Annotated in this window: 14 protein-coding genes and 1 tRNA gene; 1 reads left to right on the top strand and 14 read right to left on the bottom strand. The window is 58.4% G+C overall.

Annotated features, from left to right (window positions below; translation table 11 throughout):
- Window positions 1–95: 95 nt before the first annotated feature.
- Window positions 96–1,370 (bottom strand): glutamyl-tRNA reductase, encoded by a 1,275-nt coding sequence (hemA, locus tag ACLPGZ_RS01135; protein ID WP_021447198.1) that lies wholly within the window; start codon window positions 1,368–1,370, stop codon window positions 96–98.
- 295 nt (window positions 1,371–1,665) lie between these two features.
- On the opposite strand from hemA, the gene ACLPGZ_RS01130 reads away from it, so the two are divergent.
- A tRNA-Phe gene (locus tag ACLPGZ_RS01130) sits at window positions 1,666–1,741 on the top strand.
- Between the two features lie 172 nt (window positions 1,742–1,913).
- On the opposite strand, the gene ACLPGZ_RS01125 is transcribed toward ACLPGZ_RS01130, so the two are convergent.
- The 13 genes from ACLPGZ_RS01125 to ACLPGZ_RS01065 all read right to left on the bottom strand — a co-directional run bounded on the left by ACLPGZ_RS01125 (window position 1,914) and on the right by ACLPGZ_RS01065 (window position 25,724).
- Window positions 1,914–3,263: a type II toxin-antitoxin system HipA family toxin gene (locus ACLPGZ_RS01125; protein WP_427975535.1), complete on the bottom strand. Its 1,350-nt coding sequence runs from the start codon at window positions 3,261–3,263 to the stop codon at window positions 1,914–1,916.
- Between the two features lie 2 nt (window positions 3,264–3,265).
- Window positions 3,266–3,508 (bottom strand): helix-turn-helix domain-containing protein, encoded by a 243-nt coding sequence (locus ACLPGZ_RS01120; RefSeq protein ID WP_080655514.1) that lies wholly within the window; start codon window positions 3,506–3,508, stop codon window positions 3,266–3,268.
- A 108-nt stretch (window positions 3,509–3,616) separates the two neighbouring features.
- Window positions 3,617–4,267 (bottom strand): RNA polymerase sigma factor, encoded by a 651-nt coding sequence (locus ACLPGZ_RS01115; RefSeq protein WP_427975533.1) that lies wholly within the window; start codon window positions 4,265–4,267, stop codon window positions 3,617–3,619.
- Between the two features lie 22 nt (window positions 4,268–4,289).
- Window positions 4,290–17,777 carry a filamentous haemagglutinin family protein gene (locus tag ACLPGZ_RS01110; RefSeq protein ID WP_429640933.1) on the bottom strand — a complete coding sequence of 4,496 codons (13,488 nt, stop codon included), beginning with the start codon at window positions 17,775–17,777 and terminating at the stop codon, window positions 4,290–4,292.
- 222 nt (window positions 17,778–17,999) lie between these two features.
- On the bottom strand, window positions 18,000–18,977 hold the full coding sequence (locus tag ACLPGZ_RS01105; RefSeq protein WP_239054789.1) for a FecR family protein: 978 nt from the start codon (window positions 18,975–18,977) through the stop codon (window positions 18,000–18,002).
- A 10-nt stretch (window positions 18,978–18,987) separates the two neighbouring features.
- Window positions 18,988–19,542 (bottom strand): RNA polymerase sigma factor, encoded by a 555-nt coding sequence (locus tag ACLPGZ_RS01100; RefSeq protein ID WP_009461859.1) that lies wholly within the window; start codon window positions 19,540–19,542, stop codon window positions 18,988–18,990.
- A gap of 3 nt (window positions 19,543–19,545) precedes the next feature.
- The gene (locus ACLPGZ_RS01095) at window positions 19,546–20,154 is read right to left on the bottom strand and encodes an STN domain-containing protein (RefSeq protein ID WP_160289042.1); all 609 of its coding nucleotides are present in this window, start codon (window positions 20,152–20,154) and stop codon (window positions 19,546–19,548) included.
- A 249-nt stretch (window positions 20,155–20,403) separates the two neighbouring features.
- Window positions 20,404–20,874, bottom strand: coding sequence for a hypothetical protein (locus ACLPGZ_RS01090; protein WP_429640932.1), 471 nt, complete (start codon window positions 20,872–20,874; stop codon window positions 20,404–20,406).
- 91 nt (window positions 20,875–20,965) lie between these two features.
- Entirely contained in the window at window positions 20,966–21,946 is a 981-nt protein-coding gene (locus ACLPGZ_RS01085; protein WP_239054791.1) for a peptidylprolyl isomerase, read from the bottom strand.
- Window positions 21,947–21,960: 14 nt separating this feature from the next.
- A complete protein-coding gene (locus ACLPGZ_RS01080) occupies window positions 21,961–22,494 on the bottom strand; it encodes a YbjN domain-containing protein (protein ID WP_021447202.1) in 534 nt (177 codons plus the stop codon).
- A 32-nt stretch (window positions 22,495–22,526) separates the two neighbouring features.
- Window positions 22,527–23,177 (bottom strand): DNA repair protein, encoded by a 651-nt coding sequence (locus ACLPGZ_RS01075; protein ID WP_239054792.1) that lies wholly within the window; start codon window positions 23,175–23,177, stop codon window positions 22,527–22,529.
- A 66-nt stretch (window positions 23,178–23,243) separates the two neighbouring features.
- On the bottom strand, window positions 23,244–24,962 hold the full coding sequence (locus tag ACLPGZ_RS01070; protein ID WP_239054793.1) for a putative porin: 1,719 nt from the start codon (window positions 24,960–24,962) through the stop codon (window positions 23,244–23,246).
- Between the two features lie 42 nt (window positions 24,963–25,004).
- Entirely contained in the window at window positions 25,005–25,724 is a 720-nt protein-coding gene (locus tag ACLPGZ_RS01065; protein WP_247966356.1) for a TonB family protein, read from the bottom strand.
- Between the last annotated feature and the right edge of the window lie 3 nt (window positions 25,725–25,727).

The raw sequence follows: 25,727 nt of genomic DNA, 5'->3' as shown, positions 1-25,727 counted from the left end.
GAACAGCCTAAAGGGAAAATCAGAGGGTCTGGGCGCAGTTCAAAGCTATCGGGCTGCACCGCAGGAAAGTCGGTGAACAGACAACAGCCCAAACGCTAACGTCGACGGGTGGTCGAGGGCAACAGACGAGGCAGCAAATTCAACAATTGCTCGCGCTCGGAACCTTCACTGCGCGTCAATTCAGCCATCGGGCCGTGCATGTACTTTTGAGTCAGGCCATGCGCCAGCATTTCAATGACTTCTGCTGGATCATCGCCACGGGCCAACATGCGGCGCGCGCGCTCCAGCTCGTGTTGACGTACTTTTTCGACCGACTGCTGCACATCCAGAATGGCCGGCACAATCGCACGGGTGCTCAGCCAGTGCATGTAATGCTGCACCTGGGTGTCGATAATGGCTTCGGCCTGAACCACAGCGGCCTGACGCGCATCGGCACCCCGTTGTACAAAACGGCCCAGATCATCGACGGTGTACAGGTACACGTCGTCCAGGCGACCTACTTCGGTTTCAATATCGCGTGGCACGGCCAGATCAACCATGACCACAGGACGGTGACGACGCGAACGTACGGCTCGCTCCACCATACCCAGACCCAGAATGGGCAAGGTACTGGCCGTACAGGAAACCACCACGTCAAAATCTGCCAGACGATCAGGCACATCGGCCAGCTTCATGGTGCTGGCCATGAAGCGCGAGGCCAGGCTTTCAGCCCGTTCCTGAGTACGGTTGGCGACCACGATGCTACAGGGATTCACTGCTGCAAAGTGCGTGGCACACAGCTCGATCATTTCCCCAGCACCAATAAACAGCACCTTGGCCTGGCTCAGGTCACCAAACACACGCTCGGCCAAACGGACAGCCGCGGCAGCCATGGACACCGAATGGGCGCCAATAGCGGTTTGCGTACGGACCTCCTTGGCCACCGAGAAGGTGCGCTGGAACAATTGATGCAACAAGGTGCCCAGCGAGCCGGCCTCGTTGGCGGCACGCACGGCATCTTTCATCTGACCCAGAATCTGGGGCTCGCCCAAGACCATGGAGTCCAGACCGCTGGCAACACGGAACGCATGGCGCACGGCCTCGTTCTGGTTGTAGCGGTACAGATGGGGGGTCAGCTCGGCAGAGCGCAGACTGTTGAAGTCTGCCATCCATTCGGGCAGACGCTCAGCCACATGGGGCTCGGCCGCACAGTAGATCTCGGTACGATTACAGGTAGACAGAATGGCTGCTTCACGGACACCGGTGCCGAACGTGGCACGCAAGGTATCAAGCGCAGGCTTTAACACATCGATCGGAAACGCAACGCGCTCGCGCACGGCAACGGGCGCGGACACATGATTCAGACCGAAGGTTAGAACATCTACAGACATGAGCAGTACAGGCTATAGCCCTGAAAAGACCAAGACTGGCAATTTTGCAAAGGCAAAACGCATGAAATTTAAGTGATTTTACGCCGCAAGCCGCAATTTTGCCAAAAATGTTACTTGAATTGCCCTTTTGTGATTACAATTGCACTCCTTTATGCAGCCCTCTTTTTGCTGAAAAGGGCCTCTCCCTAGGGATACGGCAAATTTGAAGTCGAAAAGATGCATAAAATTTTTGTTGTACTATGCGCACAAATAAAAAAACGTGGTATAGTTCTATTTTTACCGAGCAGTACACGTTGGCCTGGTAGCTCAGTCGGTAGAGCAGAGGATTGAAAATCCTTGTGTCGGTGGTTCGATTCCGCCCCAGGCCACCAAGAATTCAAGCAAAAAGCCCAGTCATCTGACTGGGCTTTTTGTTTTTCTACTTGCCAGATGCGCAGACTCTAGCCCATACACACGACGTGAAAGCATTTTCATTTCAGTATGGAAATCTGCCCTACCTGCCTCGGACACCTCGTCTATCGATCATCAGACAGCATGCTTTGCCTACAGCAGTGTCGCTGGCATCGCCTCCAAGCGCTTGGCGGACTCACGCATTCCCAGTTCAATTGCCTCAAACACTTCCATAGGAAACTCAGCAGGCAGCTGCTGGGCGACCACCTCCAACACGTGCGGGACTCGTCCTAAGCAATCCATGATCAGGCCCTCCATGTTCTCTCCCCACCCGCACAGTCGGGCCATGTGGTTGAAATGCCGGCGCTGAATATCACGCAATCGGTAGTGGGTATTTTTCCCGCGAACGGCCATGGCCAGCTTGAGACGATTCACATCCAACTTGTTCGGTCCAGTACCCGTGACTGGCCAAGCCGACAAAACATCGTACAAAGGCGTCAAGCGGTAACGGCCACCAGGCAATAGAAAAATCGAAAAATTCTTCGCATGCCCATCAGTCGCTGCCAACATCCAAAACACTAATTGTGCTGTCAGCAAAGTACGCAAGTCCTGCTCCCTCGCTTCAGACAGCTGCAAAATACGCGCGATATCAACAACGCCCGGCCCGCCATCGGCCTCGTATTTAGCATCAGGAGACTTGCCTGTTGCCTGACAAAAGTCCTCCTGTGGCAGCCTCAGCCAATAAGACTGTGCAGCCAACTTCCGGTCAAAACGCTCAACGATCAATACCTTTTGCTCTTCAAACCTGGCCATCTCGCAGTTAGCGACAGGTAAATCAAAGGCGCGCAAAATCTGTGCACACAGCCATTCATTTTCTACAGAACTGCGCATATCCGCTTGGCGCCCCCCCACCAAGCCCAACGGTAGTTTGAAGATATGCGTTGTCGGAGTAGATCCAACAGGTCGACACCATTGTCCGTGATGCCATAAAAAGGCTGTTTTTTCCTGGGCTCCTGCCAAGGATATTCTGAAGTCTTCATCAGACGCTTGCTGTTGCCCCAAGACCAACGGTGCAGCAGTAGCCGCCCTCAAAGCGTTAGCGATTTCAGCCTCGTTTAAAGGACAAGCCTGAATATCAAAGACATCATCGGGCTCCTCACCTTCGGGGAGCAGCTGAATAGCTCCAACACAATCACGCCCGATAGCCGTTAGCAAATCAAAAGCATCTGTGCTGGATGTTCTGAATCGTGTCTGCAGGCGACGGCGGATTACATCACTGTCTGGTAGCAGGTTGTCAAAATAATTTCGTACTTGAGGACCACGCAAAGGCGCGTTATCAATAGTGAACGGCAAAGAAAGCGATAAGGGACGCCCTTGTGATGATACGAGCCAAACAGGGTCGTAAGTCAGTCTATCCTCGCCATTGGCGGCTACTTGCCAAGTCCCTACCCGAAGGCCATTCGCCCATAAACCCAATAGGCGTTGCTGTGAACGGTGCGCCATGGCTACCATTCACTTGTACTTAAAGGGGCTTGAGAGCGCTGTTGTACGGCTAGCTCCAGCCCCAAAATACCAGTCAAGGCTAACAATCGCTCAACGGTTAACTGGCTCGGCTGACTTTCCAGTTCGGACAAACGATTTTGGCTGATCCCCAAACGAGATGCGACTTCCTGCTGCGTCAGACCTAAAGCCTTGCGTCGAGCAACAAGCTGATAACCAAGCTGATCACTAGTAGAAAGTATGTACATATCTATTTATCGCTAATGTCGATAATTTGAGTATATCGATTATCTCGATAAACAACAAATATCGACAATATCGATAAAATTAAATTATCGATATTAACGATAAAAGCCTCAAAACCCCACCGGCTCCGCCATCCAGCCAAACCCGGCCGTCATGGTCGGTGGTGGTGTTACACAGGCCTTGCGCCCCTGTCGCAGCTCCGTCCAGTTTCCGAGCAAGGCCTGTTCGCAATGCGCCTCAGCCCGACGCAGTTCGTTGCGTGCCTTGCTGGTAGTGACGCCGAAGCGCTCAGCCACCACGCTCAGGCTTTGTTCCTCAAGGCGAGCCGCCAGAAAGATGGCGCGACGTTGGCGGGGCAGCAGCTCGATGGCGTAGATCAGGACCGACAGCAAAGATCGGCCGATCAGGCTGGACTCTGGCCCCGGCATAGGGGAAATCTGCTGATGCCCTTCCAGTTCCTCCAGGGGCACCAGCGTCCCTCTGCCAGATTCGGCACGCCATTCATCAATCGCCAGGTTGCTGGCCATACGCAGCAAATACAAGCGCGGGTTGGCAACGGGCCCGATCTCCCGGCTGCCATGCAGACGCAGCCAGGTGTCGTGCAAGGCATCCGCTGCGCGGTCGCGGCAGCGCAGGCGGATGGTCAATTGACGCAGCAGCTCTTCGTAGTGCACCTTCAGATACAAGCACAGTGAATACTGCGGCGTCACACACTCTTCATTACGCTTGCGTGTAGGCAAGGGCAGGCAAGTGGACAGCATGATCAGATCTCCCAGGCTCAAGCTACAGTGTCATCCGCCGCCGCTCCTCGGGCGTCAACCGATCCAGAGCGGATTGCGGATTGGCGCCCAGTCCCAGGACCTGCACCGTACTGTCTTGGCGATACGCAGAGGCATCTATCCTGGAAGTCGCTGGGCCTGCTCCTGATGATGTGGCCCCGCCCCCTGACTGCCCTGCATCCCCAAATCCCAGAATCTGCACAGTAATGACCGAAGGCAGATTCTGACGAGCCTGTGCACGAGCGCGGTTGACCGTATCCTGCGCCGCCGATGCGGCCGACGAGGCTGTCGCGCTGGCGTTACTCAAGGCGCCTGTGTTGACGGTCGCCACCACCGGAATTCCCTTGGACTCGCCCTGTACCTGAATATTGTCTGCATTGACCACACGCAAGGCGGCAATATTGATGTCGCCCGACACGCGAATCCCTGCCTCGCCCGCGTCCACCGTTCCCAATGGCGCAATCAGATCGATATAACCTGGCGGGACCTCGGGAACCGGGTTCAAGGTAGCGATACCCGCACCGGTATTCGGTGTTGATGGTGACAAGGCCACATTGCCAAACAGATCGTAAACACGACGCTGCGGTGTGTAGACCACCGTGGTCTTGCTGCCCCGACCCGCGTTAATGTCCCCTGCTGCCGACCAGGCCAGAATATTGCCGCCAAAGGTCGTAAAGACCCGGCTCTGTCCCATCAGAATGTCGCTTTGCGAGAAGAAATTGATGTCCCCTTCCCCTTGCGTGATCACACCCGATCCCGGTCCAGGGTTAAAACCACCATCAATCCCCACCAGGGCACGCCCGCCGGGAGTCAGAATGCTGATGTCACCACCAAAGTTGGTGTGAATACCCGCATCCAGCACGTCGTAGAACGACACGTTGTAACCCGGACTGCCCAAGGCCTCCCACTCGGCCTTGGTGATGTAATCCAGCTTGGGATTAGGCCGGCTCTTGCCCGCCGTGTTGTTCACGTAATCCGCGTCGTAATACAGCGCACTGCTGTACATCGTCAAATCACCCGTGTAGCTCAAGGCCTTGCCTTGAGCATCCTGTTCGGGGAACAAGGTGGCAATCGCTTCACGACCCCGCAAATAGCTGCCTGCGCGCTTGCTGTCACTATCGTTGTACTCACGGCCCGATGCCTTCAGCTCTGCGTAGTACACATTGCGCAGATAGCTGCGTTGCTGCTCGGGCGGCAAGGCCTCGAAGAAGCTGCGGGCGTCCATGCTGGCCGCATCAAAATGCAGGCCCAGGCCGTTCTTGTCGCCAAAGCGGGTGCTCAACCAGTTGACCAGATGCAGCTGGCTCTCCAGCTTGTACTCGCGCGCCAAGGGACGACTGGAGGCATTGCGGCCTTCAGCCCTGGCCTGATCGCGTACCTGGTCCAGCTCTCCCTGCTTCTCCTGCAAGAAGGCTTGTGCGCCGGATTCGTCACCTGTGTAGCCAAACTCGCGTTGCAGCCATTGCCCCAGCGTCAGGCCACCGCTGTAGATATACAGCGCCTTGCCCTGTTGATCTGCAAACGGCAGTTCCAGATCAGCCTGATTCTCGGGGTTCAGATAGCGCGCCGCAAAGTCGTTCCAATGTGCTCCTTCGCCCATTCCGGCCGAGACCGAAATACTGGCGCCGCCACCACGACTATCGGACAAGGCACTGCTCAAGGGCCCCAGACTCTTGATCTCGCCCTTGTCAGCCAGATACACATGACGCCCGGCCGACACGTCCAGCAAACCTGGCCCCAAGATGTAGAAGCTGCTGTTACGCACGTCCCGACCCGCTTCAACAATGGAAATATCGTCTGCCCAGGCATGGGTAATCAAATTACCGCGTGTCGTCGCAGTGGCACTCTTGGCCCCTGCCACCGCATCTTTCTGCCCCAGGCGTGTGCCCGAGTCGGTAATGTCACGCCCGGCCCGAATCGCCACAGGAACCGAGCCTTCCATACGTGAGCCCTGCGAGCCTGGAGGGTACCCCAACAACACTTCCTGACCGACGCGCAAGCCAACAATGTCGCCGTTGACAGCGTAGTAACGAGCAGGCTGACGTTGAGCTGCGGCAGTACCGATATTGACCGGCGTACCAAACACAAACAAGGAACCTGTATTTTGACGGCCTCCGTACAGCGAAGTGACCGCCTTGCTGCTGACGGTGAACCAGTCGTTGAGCTTGACGGCCTCGCCATCCACGTTATGAATAATGCGAGGGTTATAGCCGTACTCGCCGCCCCCTGTCTGCGATAGCAAGCCTACAAAGGCAGGACGGAAAGGGCTGGACATGGCCGCTGCGTCTGCCGCCGAGGCCGAGAAAACATAGCCGGCCGCCTGAATGGAGCCCCCCGCCAGGAACTGCAGTTCACCACGCCCTGTTGCGTTGACAAACTGCTCGCCCATTGGCGAAGGGGCCAGTACCGTACCAAAGCCATAACGCAATATCGAATTGCTGGATACAGTGGCATCGCTGGCACTGGCTCCATACTGAATATTGCCGTTGGCGGCCGCCGCACGCAGGATAGAAGGATAAAAATGACCATCTGCGTTATGAGACTGGTTGCGGCCTGGGTCGCCCCAACGCGTATCTTCATACGCATTGCGCTCATCCCAGGACGTGGTGGGCGTCAGGTTGCCCCCCACGCTCAACAAATCAATCGCCGTCGCCGGTGTCCACAAGGAGAACCAGGACCAGCCATTGCCGTCATAGTGCTGGCCATCTACGGAGAAAGGCGTTGAGCTTAAAGACAAGGTACGCCCTGGGTCTACCGTACTGCCCAGCACCAGATCGCCCCGCGTTTGCATGCGTACTGCGGAATCACCCAAGACCAGAATCGGACCACCGGTTGCGGCCCCTCCGCCGCTGGCATAAATATTGCCAGGACGCGTATCCATTTGATCTGTTCCACCAAAGCCCAGCTTTACCCCACCAACCGCGCCGGCATCCAGAGCAATGGCTCCTCGCAAATTCACCAAAGTGCTGTTCAGATCATGCTCGTTCAAGCGCACATCGGGGTTCGGGTTCAGTGTGCCGCCCAGGCGCAGGACCAGATCCCCGCCACCTGTCTGTACCAGTTCGCCCCCCGGGGTGATTCGGCCTGTGCTGCCCACCACCAGATGCAAGCCCTGGCTGCGCGGCGTATGCGTCTGCTGATTCCAGCTGCTGCGAATACCGCGCTGGTTCAACATGCCGGCATCCGCCCCGGCCTCCACGGTCAAATTGCCACCACCCAAAGTACCCACTCCGGTAAAGCCGGCCAGGAAAGGATCATTGGCAAACAACCAGGTGTCGTACTCGCTATACCCGCCATTTGCGGTACCCGCCACATATGTCCCGAAGTTGACCCACCAGGCACTGGGAGTCCCTTCCGAGGCTGACACTGCACTACCCGTTCCCTGGCGCCACAACCAGTTACCCACTGCCGTAGAAGCAATCTGCTGACGCGTGTTGTAGAAGGTGTAGCTCAGATCATTCTTGCCGTCGTTATTGCCGACCAGATCCCCCTTCACACTGCCTTGAGCACGCAGCAACACATTGCCGCCCTTTTCGGGATACCAGGCCTGGTACAGGCTGTCCGCACCACCGTCGACCAGCGACTCGAAACGCTTGCCTTCCGCACGCAAGATCGTGCCATCGAACAACTTGCCACGCGCCTGGTTATAGGCCGCCCCCATCGATGCCGACGGCGTGCCCGCGGTGTAGACCCCATACAGCGAATTCATCTCGATGTCGCCACCAGACACCAGATCCAGGTCACCCACGCCCGTACGCAGGACACTGAACAGTTGCTCACGGGCGGGCTGTTTCACGTCTTGCATCTCGGGCGGTGTAGCGGGCGAGAGCTCGGCGGCCATATCGCCCATGCCAAAAATATTCAGTTCAGTGACATCGGCGCCGATAATGCCGTACGCTTGCAGCTCTTCGATCTGAGCCTGTGTCACCTGCTCACCAGAGACAGGCACAAAGCTCAACCAATAGCCCCCCGCCAGCAATTCAATCAGCTCTTCAAAGCGGCTGACCTCTCCCCAGCCATACACCGCTGGTTTACCCGTTCCTGGAATTTCGATTGATTTCACGCCAAGGCCAAAGTGCGTATCCGCCAGCATCAAGCGACGCTCGGTATCAATCAACGTCAAGCGATTATCCGCTGCCGAGGTATCCGCCCCGGCAACCAGACGCAAATCCCAGGACTGCGAGCCAGCGGCCAACATGGGGGCCAGAGCCAGCATACGACCTTGCGTGTCATCCCCATCTCGAGGACGAAGATCGACCATCACGGCCCCGCCCGGCAATACCACGTCCGTCTCGGAAGGCACCAGCGCCCCTTTCTTCAAGGCAACCTGCTGGTTCAATTTCATGAGCACCGGCAAGGGCACGCCTTTGGGCCACAGAGTAGCCGCCATTTGCGCATCCTCCGGCAAACGGAAGCCCGCGGCCAACTGCATATTGGCTTGTAGTGTCACAGCCTCTTTCAAGACCGTGCCAGCGGCATAAACCACTTGCCCGGACGCATCCAGCACGGCCGCTGACAGCACCGTTCCTGCCTGCAAGGACAGGCCTTGCGCCAGACTCATCAGGCTGGGGATTACGGTGCCGCGTGGCAAGCTCATGCCCTCCACGGGCAGATCATAGTTAACGGTGCGACCGGCCGCGAACTGGGTCCCCACGTCCAGCGTGGCCATGCCGCCATGGGGGATGATGAGATCACCGCCAAAAGGCATACGACCTGCGGGCAGAACCCAGCCACCATCATCAGCCGTGACACCCAGCACGGAGGTATTGAAGCCATCCGTCAAACTGCCAAAAATCGTCAGATCTCCAGCGGCGCGCAATACCAGGGCTCCGGCCTCGCCCGAGCCATATACCGAGCTTTTCTGAGCATGAGGATTGACGCTGGCATAGCGGTAGCCCGACAGATCAATATCCCCATCCACATGCAGATCACCATTTGGATTCGTGACGGCATTGCTGACAATCTCCACACCAGGGCGCAGGTGGAATTGATCACCATAAGCACGCAGCCCGGCCAGCTTGCCTTGCATCAAGGCCTGATTCGCCAGAGCCTTGTTGATGAAGGTTTCACTATCCAGATGCTTCTGACGCAAATAGTCCTGATCGATACGCTGGTAGCTGCGACCATCTACCGTTTCATCGAGGCCGAGCTGCGCATCGTCGTATTGCTGGAAAGCATTGACGGCAATCGACCTGGCCCCGGTAATGTTGAGTGCACCGCGTGCATCAATATCGACATCGTTGCCCGTCGCGCCACCCAGGCGCGGTGCGTTCAGAGCGACAGTGCCGTAATTCGCATGGGAACCAGTCACACTCAGATTCATGCGCATGCCATCGGCCAGAACCAGACGACCCTGGCCCGAATCAATTTCAATGACAGCCCGGTTAGGTGCTTCAATCACTTGGCCGTAACTGTCCCGACGCAGCACACTGGCACTGGCATCCAGCACGGCGCTGCCAGTCAGGGTCACCCCTCGCTTGGCAGCCAGGCGAATGCTGCCCGCCTGCTCACCGCTGGCATCAATGGTGCCGTTGACCGTCAGGCTGCCATTGTCCACGGAGACATTGATTTCACGCGCTTTAAGCTCGTTGCCAATGAGCAGATCCCCCTGGCGCAGTTGGAAGCTGCGACCACCCCACACCGATCCTTCATTCAGACGGGCGTTAAGTCCCGCAAAGTCCGCAATCTGCTGTCCACGCAGCTCAATAAAGCCGGAGGCAAAAGGCACCAAGGTACCGCCCGCATCGTAATGCCCTGTTCCAGCTCCCGACATACGGCCACGCAAGTCCACCAAGCCGTTCAAGGCCAGGGCCGTCAGTTTGCCTGCACGATTGTGCTGGGCCGATACATCAATCAGGGATTCCGCCGCTTGGGTCACATTGCCGCCGCGACTCTCCAGCACAACCTCGCCACCCCAGCTGTACTTGTTCACATCAAAGAAGCCGATCGGACGCCCTGCCAGATCCAGTTGCGCACCCTCTTGCAGAACCACATCGTCCTGAGCAGACAGCTTCAGCTTGCCGCTAGGCAGCAAGGCCGCACTGTCCCAGACCAGGGACCTGGCAGCATCCAGGCTCAACTCGGCTCCCAAGGCGTGCACTGCTGTGGCCAGATCAGGCTGCACCGTGCTGCTCCCCTGCGGACGAGTCACCGCAATGTTGCCACCTGCACGGATGTTGTTGACCGAACCGGCCTGTCCGGTAAACAAGGGGGTGCTGATGTTCAGATTGCCGCCCTGATAGGTCCAGCCATTGCTGGCTGCATCCCAGGCACCACGACTGTGGTATACGGACAAGCTGCCCTTGTGATTGGCTGTGATGCGCTCGGAGGCATTCAGGTTCACGCTGCTAAAGCCCAAGGCCAGACGGTCGTGCATGCCCACGGTATCGGGCTGGCTTTTCGGGCCGTAACCAAACTCAATCTGCTGAGCATCAAATACCAGACGGCCATTCCCCGTGCCCGCGCCGCCTTCCACGATGCTGCCCGCCGGTGTCGTGGCTCCGTTCCAGACCAGAATTCCGGTTTCGATACGTGCTTCACTATTTGCGTCGCCATAGCCATAAATGGCAGCTGCGCTTAACACCAGGCGCTCCAGTGCCGACTTGCCTGTCACCGGGTCCAGCGTGCTCAAATTGACATCACCATAGAAGTTGACGGAGTCACGCGCCGTCAACACCAGGTTCTCCAATGCAGGCGCCCCCATCTGGGTATCGCCGCGCAACAAGCGCTCCAGCACACGTTGATTCAGCGTCAGACCGGAGGGCAAGATACCCGCAGCAGACGCGTCGGACAGGGCCTGCGCTCCGCCCACATTGATGCCACCCATAGCCAACACCAGATTGCGTGTGCCATAGCGCACCGACTCATCCAGCTCAAAGGTTTTATTGGTGGCAGCAGTAATCGTGCCTTCAGAATACAAACGGGTTTCACCCGAACAGCTGCTACCGACGGCACAAGTCCCAATATGCAGAAAGCCCGCCCCTACCGTGCCCCAACTATCGTCGTTGCTGGGTGCTGTGACATCCAGCCAGCCATTGCTCAAGGCCAGAACCCCTTTCTGACCGGGTTGCAGCACATAGCCCTCGCTGGAGTCCCAGGGCGCGGCGCCTTTGCCCAAGGTGTTGATCGTGGCGCCCTGCTCAACTGTCAGGCCCTTTTCACGATTACCCACCACCAGAAATACCTGGGCGGCTTCCAGCACGGCGCCGCCGCGAATATAGATTTCATCTGTGCGCGTGTTGCCCAGACTGACACGCCAGGCATCGCGGGTCGAACCATAACCTTGCAAGGCAAACGTGGACGTAGGTGAACCCCCGATACTGATGCCTGCCGCCCCCAGGCGATTGAGCACACCGGACTCTACCGACATACCATCAAAGCCTGCGGTCGGCGCTGCCCCATCAGCCAGCACTTCAATGCGCTGACCAGTCAGCACCACATTGCCCCCACGGCCATTCGGGGCCGGTTCAAACTTGGCAACACCGGACGCCACCTGCAAACGGTTCGCCTCCAGCTGCAGTTGGCGGGCATCCCGCTCCAGTTGAGGGCGCGGGACGCTATCGCGCATGGCCCAGTCCAGCCCAAACTGCGAGTAAGACGTTTCGTTGTACTGGGAATACTGGCGCAGAGTGTCTGCCGAGGTCAGCACCACGCGCGAGGGCATGGCATCCATGACATGGGTATTGGCGATCCCCAAACGGGCGGCCACATTGTAGGAACCATTACGCAGGGCAATGGTGCCACCCATAGCCGCACTGGCACTACCCGAACCACTGATTTCAACGCGGTAAGCACCAGGCAACAAGGCGTAGGTAGAGGGCAGCAAGGTATACGTCCCTGCGGCCAGGCCCGGTACGCCCTCTCCGATATGAATCTGGCGTCCCACCATAGGATCGCCTGCACCATTGTCGGCCGCCAATGGCGCCACCACTTGCTGTACACCTGGCACGACGGCATAGACCGGGTTGCCAGCAAGCTCGGGCAGCATGAAGCCGTTATTGGTGCTCTGAATCAGGGGGTGCAGACGGGCATCCGTAGAACCACCCCGCCCAGGCAGGAAACCTGCTCCTGTCAGTTCCCCACCACCCGACAGATCCAGCAAGGCACCTTCTTGCACGTCCACGCTGGTGGCTTTCAGGCTGAGATTACCCAGCAGACCGCCCAGGCCCACATAAGGCGCATCGCTACCTGCATAGTTATAGGTCAGCCCATCCACCGTCCCGCCGTAGGGCATGATCAAACCCGCGGCACTGACCGAGGTAATGCTGCCAGGGCGCATCACCATGGAGGTTGGGGCTTGCGAGGCACCACCTACGCCCACGCCCAATTCCAACTGCCCCAAGGGAGCCAGCAACACACCGCCCTGATCAATATTGCCCGACATCAGGCGCAAGACACCCAAGGCAGAATAAGGCTGGGCGACAGGGCCACTGCCAATGCGCTCGATACGCAAGCTGCGCTGCGGGTCATACTGTGTCAGCGGGTTATTCCACTGATCGCGCTGGATATAACGACCCGAAATCACCTCCGCCGTCACGCCAGTTCCCGGATAAATGCGACCAGCCGCCAGCATCAGATCCCCTTCGGTCAGCAGCTGTGTACGATCACCGACCGTATGCTTCAAGAAACGAAGATCGTTCTGCGCGCGCAGATCCACCGTATCAAAACCGGCACGCGATACCTCGGCCTTGCCACTTTGCAAGGACCGGCCCAACGCACCGAAGGCGATCTGGTTGGCTATGTCCAGCACATTGGCATCGATACGCAGATAGGAGTCTGGCAACAGCTCGGGCAATCGGCCTTCATTACTGTTCAGAGCCTGAATCAGCGGAGTCACATACTTGTCGCGGGTGGGATGCGTTGCCCCTGCCAAACGGACATGAGGCGCGGCCAGCTTGACCGTAGCACCAGGCATAGAGCCAGGGGCCAAGGCAATCTTGGGGGTGGCCAGATGCAGGCTTTGGCCCATCTGCAAATCCACACCGTTTTCAATCGACAAAATGCCGTTGGACAGCAGGGCCAGATTATCAAAGCCCCCCGCCTGAATGCGGTCCACACCCACACGAGCATGGCCGTAGACCAGACCCGCATCAGCACGACCAGCTTGCAGATCAAGCGGCAGATTCTCCAGTTGCTGCTCTTGCACCAAGGTCATTTCGCGGTGTGCCAACACGCGATCACCCGGCCCACCTGACATTTCATAGTTCGGCGACTCCAGGGCGACCGACAACGTTCCGCCCGCCGCATTGACACCACCGGCCCAGGCCTGCATATCGCCATCCAGATAGAGCCCGTTGAAGCTGGCCAGATGAATCACACCGCCATTGGAAGCAATAGTTTGCGCGCCCTGACCAGGCATGTCCAAAGTCGCTGCGGCTCCGGATGCCAGCAGGCGCGCGCCTTCGCGCACAATGACAAAGCTGTCGATAGCCTTGACCTGCGTTGCAGCCTGCTGGTACTTGCTGCCAATTTCGATACGGCCACCATTGAGCACTTTGCCGTAGCGTTGACCCTGGGCATCGACAGCCGTCATGGCTTTGCCCGACACATCCAGCACGGCATTGCTGCCCAACCAGATCGAACCGTCGTGTCCTTTGAGGTGGCGCACGTCCTCGCTACCAGCACTCAGACCATAGATACCGATCTTGCCGCCCGAGGCTCGCAAGGAGCCATCCACCGTAATCTGACCGCTGCCTTGCAAGACAATATTGCGACCATCATCTACGCTAATCTGCGCCGCCTTGCCCACGGACAAGGTGGGGCCACTGGGGTCCACATCTTGCTGCTTGTACTCAAAACCTGCCGTCAAGCTCAGATCGGCACCGCCGCGCTGGCTGATCGAGCCTTTTTCGGGCGATTCGCTGAACTCGGGTGGCAACCACAGGGAGGCAACCTGATTCAGATCCCCACCATTGGCCAGTTGACGTGCAGCGGGCAGATCCAGCTGCATGACGGGCATGTTCAGCGCCAGATTGGCCCCTTCTGCCACGGCCACGCCGTAGCCGCCTATCACGTCGTAATTCGCAAACCCTTTCTGAAACAGGCTGCTGTCCAAATGCAGCATGGACCCCACGGCCACATCCTGCGTCAAGCGCGTTCCGGCACGCAGCAAGGTGCCTGCGCTATAGCTCAGATCGGCATGAGCGACCGTGCCAGCCTTGTACACACCGGGTGATGGCGCAATGGCGATGCCATCAGGCAGGATATCGGCCGGCACCACATAGTTGGTCGGGAAGCTGGCAGGATTCATGATCTCCATGATCACCGTTCCCGCTGGCAAGGTTGGCGCCACACTCCAGCTATAACCGTCTACCCGCAACTGCTGGCCATTGGACAGCCAAACCGAATAACTGGAGTTCTCGTTGCTTGGCTTGGGCAAGGTCCAGGGGGTCGTCAAATGAATCCAGCTGGACTGATTGGCCTGCTCAACCTTGGGCGCCCCACCAATCACCTCGCCAGCAGCGGCATGGGTACGCGTGTAGTGGAAATCCACCGGCAAAATCGCACCAGCAGCAATGGTAAAGGCCTCGGTCGTCAGCAAATCGGCCAGAGAGCTTTGACCCGCTTGCAGGACACCATCACTGCCCTGCACCGTGCCACCCAACACGACAGTCTCCCCGGTCTGCAAGCGCAAGGTGCCACCACCAGCCACACCATGACCACGGATTTCACCTTCGAAGACCAGTCGTCCACCTATGCCGGATACGCCGGACATATACGCATCAGCGGCCAGAGTTATATTGCCACCCTTGCCACCTAGCACCGAGCCATCGGCCATATAGGCCGCCGCCGAGGAGACGTCCAGCAGCGCGTGTTCGGCCACAGTCACATCACCGCTGCTGCGCAAAATGATTTCACCACCATTACGCCACGGCAGATAGCGCATCGCGCGGCTATCCAGCTCCTGATTGCTCCAGAAGCCTCTGGTATCCAGGGTGACACCTGAGTCAATTCGTGTGGCAGCGATAGCGCCGGCTGCCACATCGGCAATCTTGCTGGATTGCCAGCCCAAACTGGCGCTGGTCCATTTATCCACCAGATCACCCAGCACAATACGCCCACCGCGTGCCGTCAGGTCAGCCTTCACATCGACTTGATTGGCATGCAGCGCGATCTCGCCCCCCAGAGCAAGCTCCAGCGCGTCATTGACTTCCACACTTTGGCTGGCATAGGCACGTAGAGCCCCCAGACCCATTTGCGTCAACCAATCGGAATCCAGGCTGATGCGAGAAGGGCCGGACGTCGCGTCGGACTGCTCACCCCCCTCTTGCGCCTGAGCCTTGCCAATCACAATCTGCTCAACCACTGCACTGGGGCTATAGCGCAGATTCTGCGTGTCCTTGTCATAAACCGGTGTCCAACCGCCCAGAATCAGCTCGGCCCGACGCGCTACAGCCGTTTGTGACTGCTGATAGCCATCCAGCTTGGGAGCCGGTGCCTGAATCTGGCGCGGGCCCTGGTAAACCTCGGATTCGATATGCCCTTGCAGGTCCGCCGCCTTGGTCGAAATAACCAGGCGGCCCGCATCACGTCCTACCGTATAGCCTTCTTCGTAACGCTGGGTAGGAGCCAGAATCGGGTTATAGAAGCTGCGGGTTTGACCCCAGCGCGCGCTGGTCTGCTCGTAACCTTTGTACAAGCCGGTGTAGAGCAAATCGCCCGGTGCACTATCGACCGTGTATAGACGGCCATCCACACCCCGCAGCCAGCTTTGGCGCAGATAACCGCTTTGTACATCCAGCGTGCCGCCCGACAAGTTGATCAAGGAGCCGGGACGCGTCACCACGCTGGCACCGCTGAACTGCACGGTGCCGCCCTGGGCGGCCCACTCGCCAATACTATGGCTGGCGACGCCCAGATAACCACCCACTTCCAGTAGCCCGCCCGCGGTGTACCAACGGTCCTTTTCATAGCCATTGGTGCCAGCAGGAACAAACACCAGGTTGCGGCGATCCAGCCAGACATCGCTGCTGCGCAGATTGTCGCCCTCGCGGTTGACCGGAGCGTCGCGCTGCTCATTACCCTGAATGTTGATCATCAGGTTGTTGGCTTCCATCGCCACGCGAACACCCACATGGCCGGACACATCAATCACGGCGTCCTGACGTACCTCGCTGTTCCTGGCCGCGTCCACAAAGACCTGACCACCCGTCGCCAGCGTCAGGCTGTCGGCGTCGAAAACCACATCGCCACCGCTGGCAATCTGTACCAGCGACTGATCACGGCGATGACGCAGGCCGTCGCCTTCCTTGTCCGATTCCTTGATCAAGGCTTCGCGTTGTACATCCAGGGCGGTGGCGGCGCTTTCGTCCAGTACAATCGCTGTGACGCTATCCTTGCCCAAGGTCACGCTGGATTGAGCATCCGTCTTGTTGTTCTGCAGATGAATCGTGCCTCGGTTGTGAACCGAGGTGCTGGCCACCAGCACGCCGTCCTGGCTGATCGTGCGCCCGGCCAAGGTGATGTCGCCCGTTGCGGCTTGAATCACGCCCGTATTGCGAACCAGGCCCGCCTTGTCGGATGCCCCTGCCTGAGCTACCACCGTGTTGCCACGGGTGGTGGAATTGACGTTTTCCTCTGTCCCCATCCCCTTGCGGATGATGAAGTTCTCGCCAGCGGCCAAGGCAGCCTGCCCGCCCGGGGTCGAGATACTGCCTGCATTGTGCACTTCCTGCCCCAGCAAGAGCACATAGCCCCCGCCCTGGTTCACGGTCTCGGACGCATGTGTGCCGATACGTGCACCGGCGTGTATCTCGATCTTGCCTTGCGCATTAGTGAAGGACGCCGTGTTGGCGTCCTTGCCATACAAACCTTCCTTGAATTGCTGGTCCGTGATCTTGGCGGCGGCTGTCACCAGATTGCGCACGTTCACTTGAGACGTGCCGCTGAACACCACCCCGTTCTGGTTCACCACCATCACGGTGCCATCGCCCTTGATGGCGCCTTGAATCTGGCTCGGGGCAGTATCCGCTCCCACAACACGGTTCAACACCGCATCGGACGCTTTTTGCTGGAACTGCACCGTGGTGTTGCGGCCCACGTTAAAGCTTTCCCAATTCAGTACGGCTTTGCTTTCGGTCTGCTTGATGGCAACGGTGTGCTGACCATTGTCTTGTGTGTGCACCGGACGCTCTGCGCCGGTCCAGACGTGCAGATTGCCTGCAGCATCACGATCCCACACCCCGCCTTGCACATAACCGTCCGGCACACCGGCTTCTTTGGCAGCGGCCTCGCGCGCAGCTTTTTGTGCAGCTTGCTGAGCAGCAATCGCACTGGCGGTACGACCCAGGTTCTCGACCGAACGGGCCAATTGCTGACGTGCTTCGGCATGTTGACGTGCCGCCGAATTCAGCACGCCACTGCTGGGGTCCACCATCCCCCCTTGTGCGCCCGAAACATTGCGCTCTACCGCGCCGCGAGCCGCAAACCAGGCTCCGGACACCGGCTGACTCTGAGCATAGACCTGCCCCCCCAAACCACCGCTTACCAGCAAAGCGGCTATCGCGCGGGCAAGCGGCGTAAGACGATTCCGGGACGTGTCGCGAGAAGCTCTATCGACAGGGTTTCTAGGATCAGATGACTTGGAAGACAAACTGCGTAGGCGTGGCGACATTGCTTGAGTTTCCCGGCTTAAGACTGGAGGGATTTCGTATCCATATCTACAAGACTGGTTCTGGCGAGAAATCAATCATGCCTATTCTGTTACTTTATGTAACTAAGCCTGCCTTACCAGAGCAATACCACCCGCCAACTCTTGCACCCGTATGCCGGACATGGCGCGCAGCATATCCAGGGCCAAATCCATATCGCTGATGGACAAGCTCAAGTACACCGGGCGGCTCTTCAAACTATCGTTGTAAATCACGATTTTTCCGGGCCGATAGCGGTTCAATTCTTCCACTACATCGGCCAGAGGCTGACCTTCAAAAGCCAGATAACCACGTCGCCAGGAACTGACCTGGTCCAGGTTAGGGCGCTGCACCGCGTGGATACGCTCATAGTCGTAAACCGTTTGCTGGCCCGCCTGCAAAGTGACGGTTTGATTCGCCTGTACCTGGACCACCCCTTGCAGGCACGTCACCGTTACGTTCTTCCCCGTGTAGCGCACGTTGAACTGCGCCTGTTGCGCTTGCATGCGCCCTGGCCCAGCCTGGACGTGGAGGTGACTGGCCGCTCCATCCAGCACCCGGATTTCGACTTCACCTTCAACAAGCTCAATACCTGCTCCCTGGGCGGTATCACGGCGGTTGATGCAAGTTTGCGTGTTCATCTGAATGGCAACGGCCTGTCCCAGTTGAATCTCGCGCTGCTCGCCCACCCCTGTTCGAAAATCCGATGTCAATTCCGTGAACGATGGCCACAAGCCCCAGGGCGGATGTACCACTCCCACCACCGCCAGGGCCGAGGCTGCAAAAGCTCCCCCCATGAAGGCGCGCCGGGCCGTAAATACGGGTGAGGCAGCGGGAGCTTTCCATTCCGGCAACAAGTCTCTGGCGGCCTGCAAACCCGGCGTTACCGTGTCCATCGTTACCGTCAGCTCCTGCCAGGCCACGCGATGTTCGGGACTTTGCTCCAGCCATTGCTGAAAGCTCTGCGCATCGGACTGCCGGGCACTGCCCGAATGCAGCCGCACCCACCATTGATTGGCTTGAGTACGCACGGCGTCAGACGGGGAGAAGGAAGAAGGACTCATGGGGCAAAACTTAAGCGTCGGTAAGGCTGTCGGAGACGCTGACACCCACAGCATCATTGAATTGTTCCGCGCAACGCAGACGCAGATAGTCCAGCGCGCGCATCATTTCCTTGTTCACCAGGGAAACCGAAATATTGTACTGTTTGGCGATCTGGGCATAGGTCAGACCATCTACCCGCGAAGCCATCAAAATCGTGCGCTGACGAATAGGCATGTCCTGCAGCACAGCCAGCAATTGCGCCGTCGTGATGCGCGCCCAGGCACAACGCTGGGTATCGTAGGTGTCATCGGCAATATGGCTCAAGGCGTCCAGATCCATGGCAGTCAGCAAGCTGTTGCGCTGTTTGTAGGAATCAATGGCGATATGGGTGGCCATGCGCAGCAAGTAGGCTTCGTCATTGTTCACCGATACTCCATTGCCTACCCCCCCTATCCGTATCCAGGTTTCCTGCAAGGCATCCGCCGCATCTTCACGCGAACCTATCGTGCGCTCCAGCCGCCGACGCAAATGCGTGTAACGGGCGATCAGACTTTGGCGCAAACGACTACGCAGAGCTTCGGACATGATTTACTTCCCGGCCTGCACAGGGCAGTCGTCACGCACATGGCCCGAAACGGGGGCCAGCAACAGGACCAAGGGTTGCGGCAGACTGGCATCCGGGGCCACGCCCATTGCCAGTGAGTCCAGCACCTGACTGATCGCCTGATCGCGGCTGGCCTGCCCGGTCGAGCCCAACAGGTGCACGCGTTCCACCTGCCCCTGCGGGTTCAGCCACAACTGCATGGCCAGCCGGTACGCGCCGGGACGGGTCTGGGGTGATCGGCACAAGGCATTACGCACGGTCTGCTGGACTCGGGTGACATAGGCACTGTAATCATGGGCACCATCACGCACGCCCGAGATGTGATTCAGATTCAAGGGGCGCTGGCCGGTGGCCACTTTGCCCGGCCTGCTATCGGGCAAGCGGATCACAATCGAGCGGTTATCCACGTAATAGGCTTGCAAGCCCGAACCATGCAGCAAGGAGGACAAGGCTTGCTTGCGCGTCATTTCGCCGCGCACGGCTGGCATGGGTCGCTGCGGATCGGCACCGTCCAGCAGCACAGAGAGATCAGAACGTTGACCATACGCTTTCAAGGCCTGAGCCAAAGGCTGAGCCTGAATGTCGAAAGACAAACGTTCGGAAGAATTTAGCAGGGTGTCAGCATCAGACCGGGCAACTGCGAGACTTGCACAGGCAAATAACAAGAAAGCGCCGAGTAACACCGCCACACTGATCGCCACCTGAGTCATGGTCATGCGCACGTTAATAGGTCTAGCCGCGGCGTCGGACAGTGAAACGAAAAGGGGTGAGGCGAGGCGATTGTAGAAGTCCCCAATGACAACATAGTGACAGTTCCCGCCCGCTTTACGTGCCAAGCCACCTTAGCGCAGCACCAGCCAGGGCGTAGCGCCCTGCAGGTGTTCACGCATCTGTTCCAGGCTGCGCTCCCGCGCCTGAGCATCCTGGCGGTACAGATGAATCAAGGAAATCAGCGGCGAGCGGGTATCAATCAAATATTGATTCGCCCCGTTCAAGGCGGGCACACACAGCACAGGCCGGTCGGCCAACAAGCGCCAGCGCAAGGTCAGGTCGCGCGTTTCTTTCAGGTTGAAATGCCAATGGCGCGAGACCTGCGCACGGCGTATCAAATTCTGGCTGACACCGACTGAATGCAGAGTCTGGTGGCTGGGGATCAGGTCTGGATGAGGCAAGCAGTGACGCAATAAATACGCGCACACTGCCGCCAGAGGGGAGGCATGGTAGATGGAGATGGAAGAAGTTTTGGCACTGAACCACGGCGTGGCTTCATGCTGCTTTTCCCAATGCGTACTGCTGATCCGCCACAATCGCATGCCATTCTCCTTCACCCGCCCTGCCCCTGGGCCTGCTGCCTGCAACATTTTGCCCGGTACAAACAGCCAGCATCACCCCCAAGGTTCAAGACTATGGGGTCTGCTGCAACAACTGACTCAACACCTTGCCATCCACGCTTACCGTATCGGCATCCAGCATGCCGGCCACATAGGCCTGCGTTGCTTCCTGCTGTCGCTGACGACGCAAGGCATCGCGTAGCGCCGGCTTCACTTCCTCCAGCGAACGCACGCTGGCCGGGCGCAGATCAGTCAATTGCAAAATATGCACACCATCGGCCTGCACAATCGGATCACTCAGCTGGCCCGGTTCCAGCTTGGCAACCGTGGCACGCATGGCAGGTACCAACTGGCTCATCGGTAAAAAGCCATTGTCGCCACCCCGCTCGGCACTGATTTTCTCGTCCGAATGCTCTTTGGCCAGCGCCGCAAAATCCGCCTTGCCTTCGCGCATTTGCTTGACCCAGGCATCGGCCCGTTTCTTCGCTTGCGCCAAAGCCTGTTCGTCCTTGTTCGGCACGCTTAAAAAAATCTGGCTCAAGCGATACATGGCCGGCAACTGGAACTGATCCTGATTGGCCTGATAAGCCGTTTGCAGATCCTGCTCGGACGGGTAATCCGCTGCAGGTTCAGACACGGATTGCAGATAGCTGCGCAGGATCACCTGATTCTGCGCTTCTTCAATGGCACTGCGTATCTCGGCCTTCTTGTCCCATTCCTGAGCCTTGGCCTGCTCTACCACGGCTTTCTCGGCCAGGCGGCTGCGTAGCCACTGCTCCAGCACCACGCGATCATTACGCATGGCTTCACGCTGGGCTGCGGGCAAAACCTGCAGGAACTGCTGTAGCTCGTCCTGGCTGACCACCACCTGTCCCAGCGTGGCGACCGCCGGCGTCGCAGCACTGCTTTTTGCCGTCGATGCCGGAGCGCTGCTTTGTTGCCCGGCAGCTTGCGGCTGCTGGGCTTGAGCATCGCCATTTTTCCCACAACCCACCAACAGGGCCGACAGGCTCAGAGCCAGCACACTTTGCAGCAGAAATTTGGGGTGTGTCATCGTGCACACCTGATTCAAGCTTGTGCCGCTTCAGTTTGTTCAGCGTCGACAGGCGCAGTAGTCTCTTGGGCTACTTCTGGCTGAACAGTAACCGCTTCACCCTTGTCGGCACTCTGGGCTTCATTATTCGCCGCCGCATGCTGACGCAAAAACAGCAGGAATTCCTGCAACAAGCGGTCCCACAATTCAGCGGTAGCTTGCAGGTAGCTTGGTGCAACGCCACCGGCCACGATAACGTCCATTTCCAGCACCAGAAACTCGCCTTGTACCGCTAGGCGAGCAAAACGCTTGCCAATATTCCAGGCCGATTCGATACCGGCAGGCATCTCACCTTGAACGCGCAAAGCGCAGCTCAAGGTGTAGTCCAGTGCCTGGTCCGCCTCATGCGCAGGATTACCTAGGCGCAACGCAAAACCAATGCCTTGCGAAGCCGACAAAAGCTGGCGATTACCAGCCTGCTCGGACTCGGTCACGCGATAGCCCATCTGTTGCAACAGCTCCTGCAATTGCTTCAAGGAGACGGATTGGATGGTTTGGGAGTCAGTCATACATATTCCTTGTGGGTATCAATCAATAAGGCTCAGGGCGCGACAGGCGGCTGTTCCGACGACGTGGCACCGGGCGTGTACAAGCCGTCGTAAAGCTTGTCGCCCAGCGCCTGAGCGTGTTCGTCAAACTTCACCCGTGCCGAACCGGCCAGCGGTTGTCGGATCTTGAGCAAATCGCCCGTGCTGAACTGTTCATACGCCGCCAGGATTTCTTTCCCGGCTGCATACAGTTCCTTGTTTTTTGCTGTACACAGCGCCAATTCCTCTTCGCGCTGAGCCAGACTGGAAGCCAAACTGGCACGTTGCGCTTCAGTGGCACGAGCTTGCACCTGCAAGGTTTCAAACTCGTTACGCGCACGGCCTAATTGCGATTGCGCAGCGGCCACTTGCTGACGCGCAGACGTCTTGATGCCCTCCTGCTCGTCTTGCAAGCTTTGCGCCTGCTTGCTGGCCTTGTCCAAACGGGCCTTGAGCTGTTCGACCTCCTTGCGGGCCGCATCACGTTCGGTTTCTGCGGCCGTCTTGGCGGCCGTCAGCTGCGCTTGCTGGCTTTGCAACTGCTGCAATTGCTGCGTGCTGGAGCGCAACTGCGTGCGCAGCCGCTCCTCCATATCCGATTTTTGTGCCATGACTGGGCCAGCCCATTGGCCCAAACCCGCCAGCAGCAGCGCGCCCAGCGTCATGAGAAAAGGCTTGCGCCCACTTGGCTGCACACACGGCTTCCAGGATGAGTTCAATATCTTCATGGCTTAGAACCTGGCGTTAAGTTCAAGCTGGATGATGTCGATAGACAGCGGTGCGCCATAGACTTCCTTGGAGCTGCTCCAGCGCAGATGGCCGGTTACGTTCTTCTCGAAGGCATAACCTGCACCCAGGAAGTAGCCACGTGCATTGGTGCCACCCAAGTGGAAGGAAGAATCGTTATAACCATCGGGCATGGCATCCGGTTCGATGTACTTGTAGCCCGCAAAAGCCAGCCAATCGCCCTTGTCCTTCAAGCCCAGGCTGCTGCCCAAGGTCGCTTGAACCATCCAGGCATTGCCGCCGCTTTCGATACCCGTCGGGTTACCGGAGGCATCGTAAGTACCGTTGGAGGCAATGTTGTACAGACCACCAGCACGATCCGCCATCTTGTTGCTGTCGTAAGCCAGGTTGCGCACGTAATTACCGGCCAAACGCAGGTTCAAGCCATTCATGACTTCGGTATCCCAGCGCATGTTCACGTCCAGCAAGTTGAACTTGGAGGCCAGGCCCACGTATTGCCATTCGTTCCAGTTCTTGGGATCTGCCGACCACTGACGGATGTCACGCAAGAGGAAGACGGTATTGCCCTTTTGCATGAAGGCCGGACGCGACCAGTCTGTGTCACACACATCGCTGGACGAGTACAAAGTACACGCGCTGGAGCGCTGGCCAGCGATATTGTCAAAGTGGTAGTACCCTACGCTGCCGCGCAGATTGTTGCGCTGGTTGATCTTCCATTCGGCACCGATCTGCGCACCCAGCAGCCATTTGTTTTCGCTGGAGCCTTCGGAGAGGCTGTTGCGATCCCATGGCGTGTTGGCGTATTCCAGCGCATAGGCACCCAGATTGCCAAAGACGGTCACTGGACGATCCGACATTGCGTGCTTGAAGGCGGCAGAAATCCCATCGACATTCAAGTCAGACGACCACAGCAGATCCGTGGAATCAAAGGGACTGGAGGCACGACCCGCCACAATGGTGGCCCAATCGGCAGGACGGTAAGACAAGTAGGCCTGATCCAGCCACAGGTGCTTCTTGCCCATGCCGTTGCCCAACGTATCGGAAGTGGACACCGGATTGTCATCGCTGCCCGTGGCCAGGCGGATACCGGCCTCCCAACGCTCGGACAGCGTCGCTTTCACACCCAGACGAGCACGGATACGCCACAGGTTGCGGCGATCCTGGCGACTGTTCAGATAAGGAATCTTCAAACCATAGGGCTTGTTTTCGACCACGGTAGGAATGGGGCCGTTGTCGTTCCACTTCGCAAAGTTGATCAACTCGTTACTGTTCGCGCCATCCATCAGGCGCGACTCGTTACGCACGCGTACATCGCCTTCAACCGTGATGCGCGACACCCAGTCCGGGAAGGTGTTGGGCTGGGCCCAGTTCTCGGCCTTGGCTTGCGACATCACTTCATTCTTCACTTCTTCGCGGATCTGCTCACGCACAGTCTCCGGGATGTACGTGACACGCACATCACCTGGCCGGGCCTGGGCGGCACCTGCTGCACCAATATCGGCTTTACGAGCCTGGGCCGCTTCCGCCTCGGCCTGAGCCACCAGGGCATCGGCCTGAGCCTGGGGCAAGACGCCTTGCTGCACCAGCAGACGAATCAGGTTAACGGTGGCGTTCTGGGATGGCGCCTGAGCCAGCACAGGGCCAGCGGTGCAGGTCAAGGCCAGCGCCACCGCGCAAGCCAGCCGACTAGGATGGGTTTTCATGAAAAGCGCACTCCAAATCATTCGGTCAAAAAAGGCAGACAATCAACTGGGCCTACGACCCGTTACCTGGGCTCGGATAGGCATGCTTACCGACGCCGGTGGCCGCTCGCTCAAGCGCCCGACTTCACGCAAGGCAGCTACCAAGGCCTCATCAATCTCGGTATCGCCCGAGGACTGCGCCAGGGCGACACGGGTAATGGACCCGTCTTCGGTCAACCACAACTGCACCTGAACGCGGTACACCAGGTTGCGGGTGCGGCTGTCCTCACGCAGGATTTTTTGCAGCGCATAGGCCAGGTACTGGCTGTAGGTGGCATTGCCTGCACGGCCACCGCCACTGCCGCCCATGCCTCGTCCCTGTCCGGCACTGATGTTGAAACTGTCAGTACCGGCCTGGGCGTCGCTGTCCATCTGCATCGGGTCTGACAAATCGTCCGATGGCGTAGGTGGCGCTTCATCCTGCGGTTGGGGCTCTTCAACCGGCGTAGGCTCGGGTTCAGGCTCCGGCTCGACCACTTCCTCTTCTTTGGGCTCTTCAGGCTCCGGTGGCGGCTCGGGTTCGGGCGGCGGAGGAGGCGGTGGCGGCAAAGGAATCAACATGGGCTCTTTGGGCACCTGGCGCTTGATCCCTGCCATGTCGTTGGCCCATTTCCAGACCCACCAGCCCAGCAGCGCCACCAGCACCACAACCAGCACCTTGATGGCCAGCCGACGCCAGCGTGCGCGTTGGTTGGCTTGCGGTTTGGATGAGTTTGGCAACATCGT

The sequence above is a fragment of the Alcaligenes sp. Me129 genome, assembly GCF_050487245.1.
GTDB classification, from domain to species: Bacteria; Pseudomonadota; Gammaproteobacteria; order Burkholderiales; family Burkholderiaceae_B; genus Alcaligenes; species Alcaligenes phenolicus.
Note: the sequence above shows the minus strand (reverse complement) of the source record. Positions and strands in the feature narration are given on the sequence as shown.

Coding starts and splice junctions, on each gene's coding strand:
- ACLPGZ_RS01075 (WP_239054792.1), bottom strand. CDS start 23,177: ATGACGCTGGGCGCGCTGCTGCTGGCGGGTTTGGGCCAATGGGCTGGC.
- ACLPGZ_RS01105 (WP_239054789.1), bottom strand. CDS start 18,977: ATGAGTCCTTCTTCCTTCTCCCCGTCTGACGCCGTGCGTACTCAAGCC.
- ACLPGZ_RS01070 (WP_239054793.1), bottom strand. CDS start 24,962: ATGAAAACCCATCCTAGTCGGCTGGCTTGCGCGGTGGCGCTGGCCTTG.
- ACLPGZ_RS01120 (WP_080655514.1), bottom strand. CDS start 3,508: ATGTACATACTTTCTACTAGTGATCAGCTTGGTTATCAGCTTGTTGCT.
- ACLPGZ_RS01085 (WP_239054791.1), bottom strand. CDS start 21,946: ATGACACACCCCAAATTTCTGCTGCAAAGTGTGCTGGCTCTGAGCCTG.
- ACLPGZ_RS01065 (WP_247966356.1), bottom strand. CDS start 25,724: ATGTTGCCAAACTCATCCAAACCGCAAGCCAACCAACGCGCACGCTGG.
- ACLPGZ_RS01115 (WP_427975533.1), bottom strand. CDS start 4,267: ATGCTGTCCACTTGCCTGCCCTTGCCTACACGCAAGCGTAATGAAGAG.
- ACLPGZ_RS01100 (WP_009461859.1), bottom strand. CDS start 19,542: ATGTCCGAAGCTCTGCGTAGTCGTTTGCGCCAAAGTCTGATCGCCCGT.
- ACLPGZ_RS01090 (WP_429640932.1), bottom strand. CDS start 20,874: ATGCGATTGTGGCGGATCAGCAGTACGCATTGGGAAAAGCAGCATGAA.
- ACLPGZ_RS01080 (WP_021447202.1), bottom strand. CDS start 22,494: ATGACTGACTCCCAAACCATCCAATCCGTCTCCTTGAAGCAATTGCAG.
- ACLPGZ_RS01125 (WP_427975535.1), bottom strand. CDS start 3,263: ATGGCGCACCGTTCACAGCAACGCCTATTGGGTTTATGGGCGAATGGC.
- hemA (WP_021447198.1), bottom strand. CDS start 1,370: ATGTCTGTAGATGTTCTAACCTTCGGTCTGAATCATGTGTCCGCGCCC.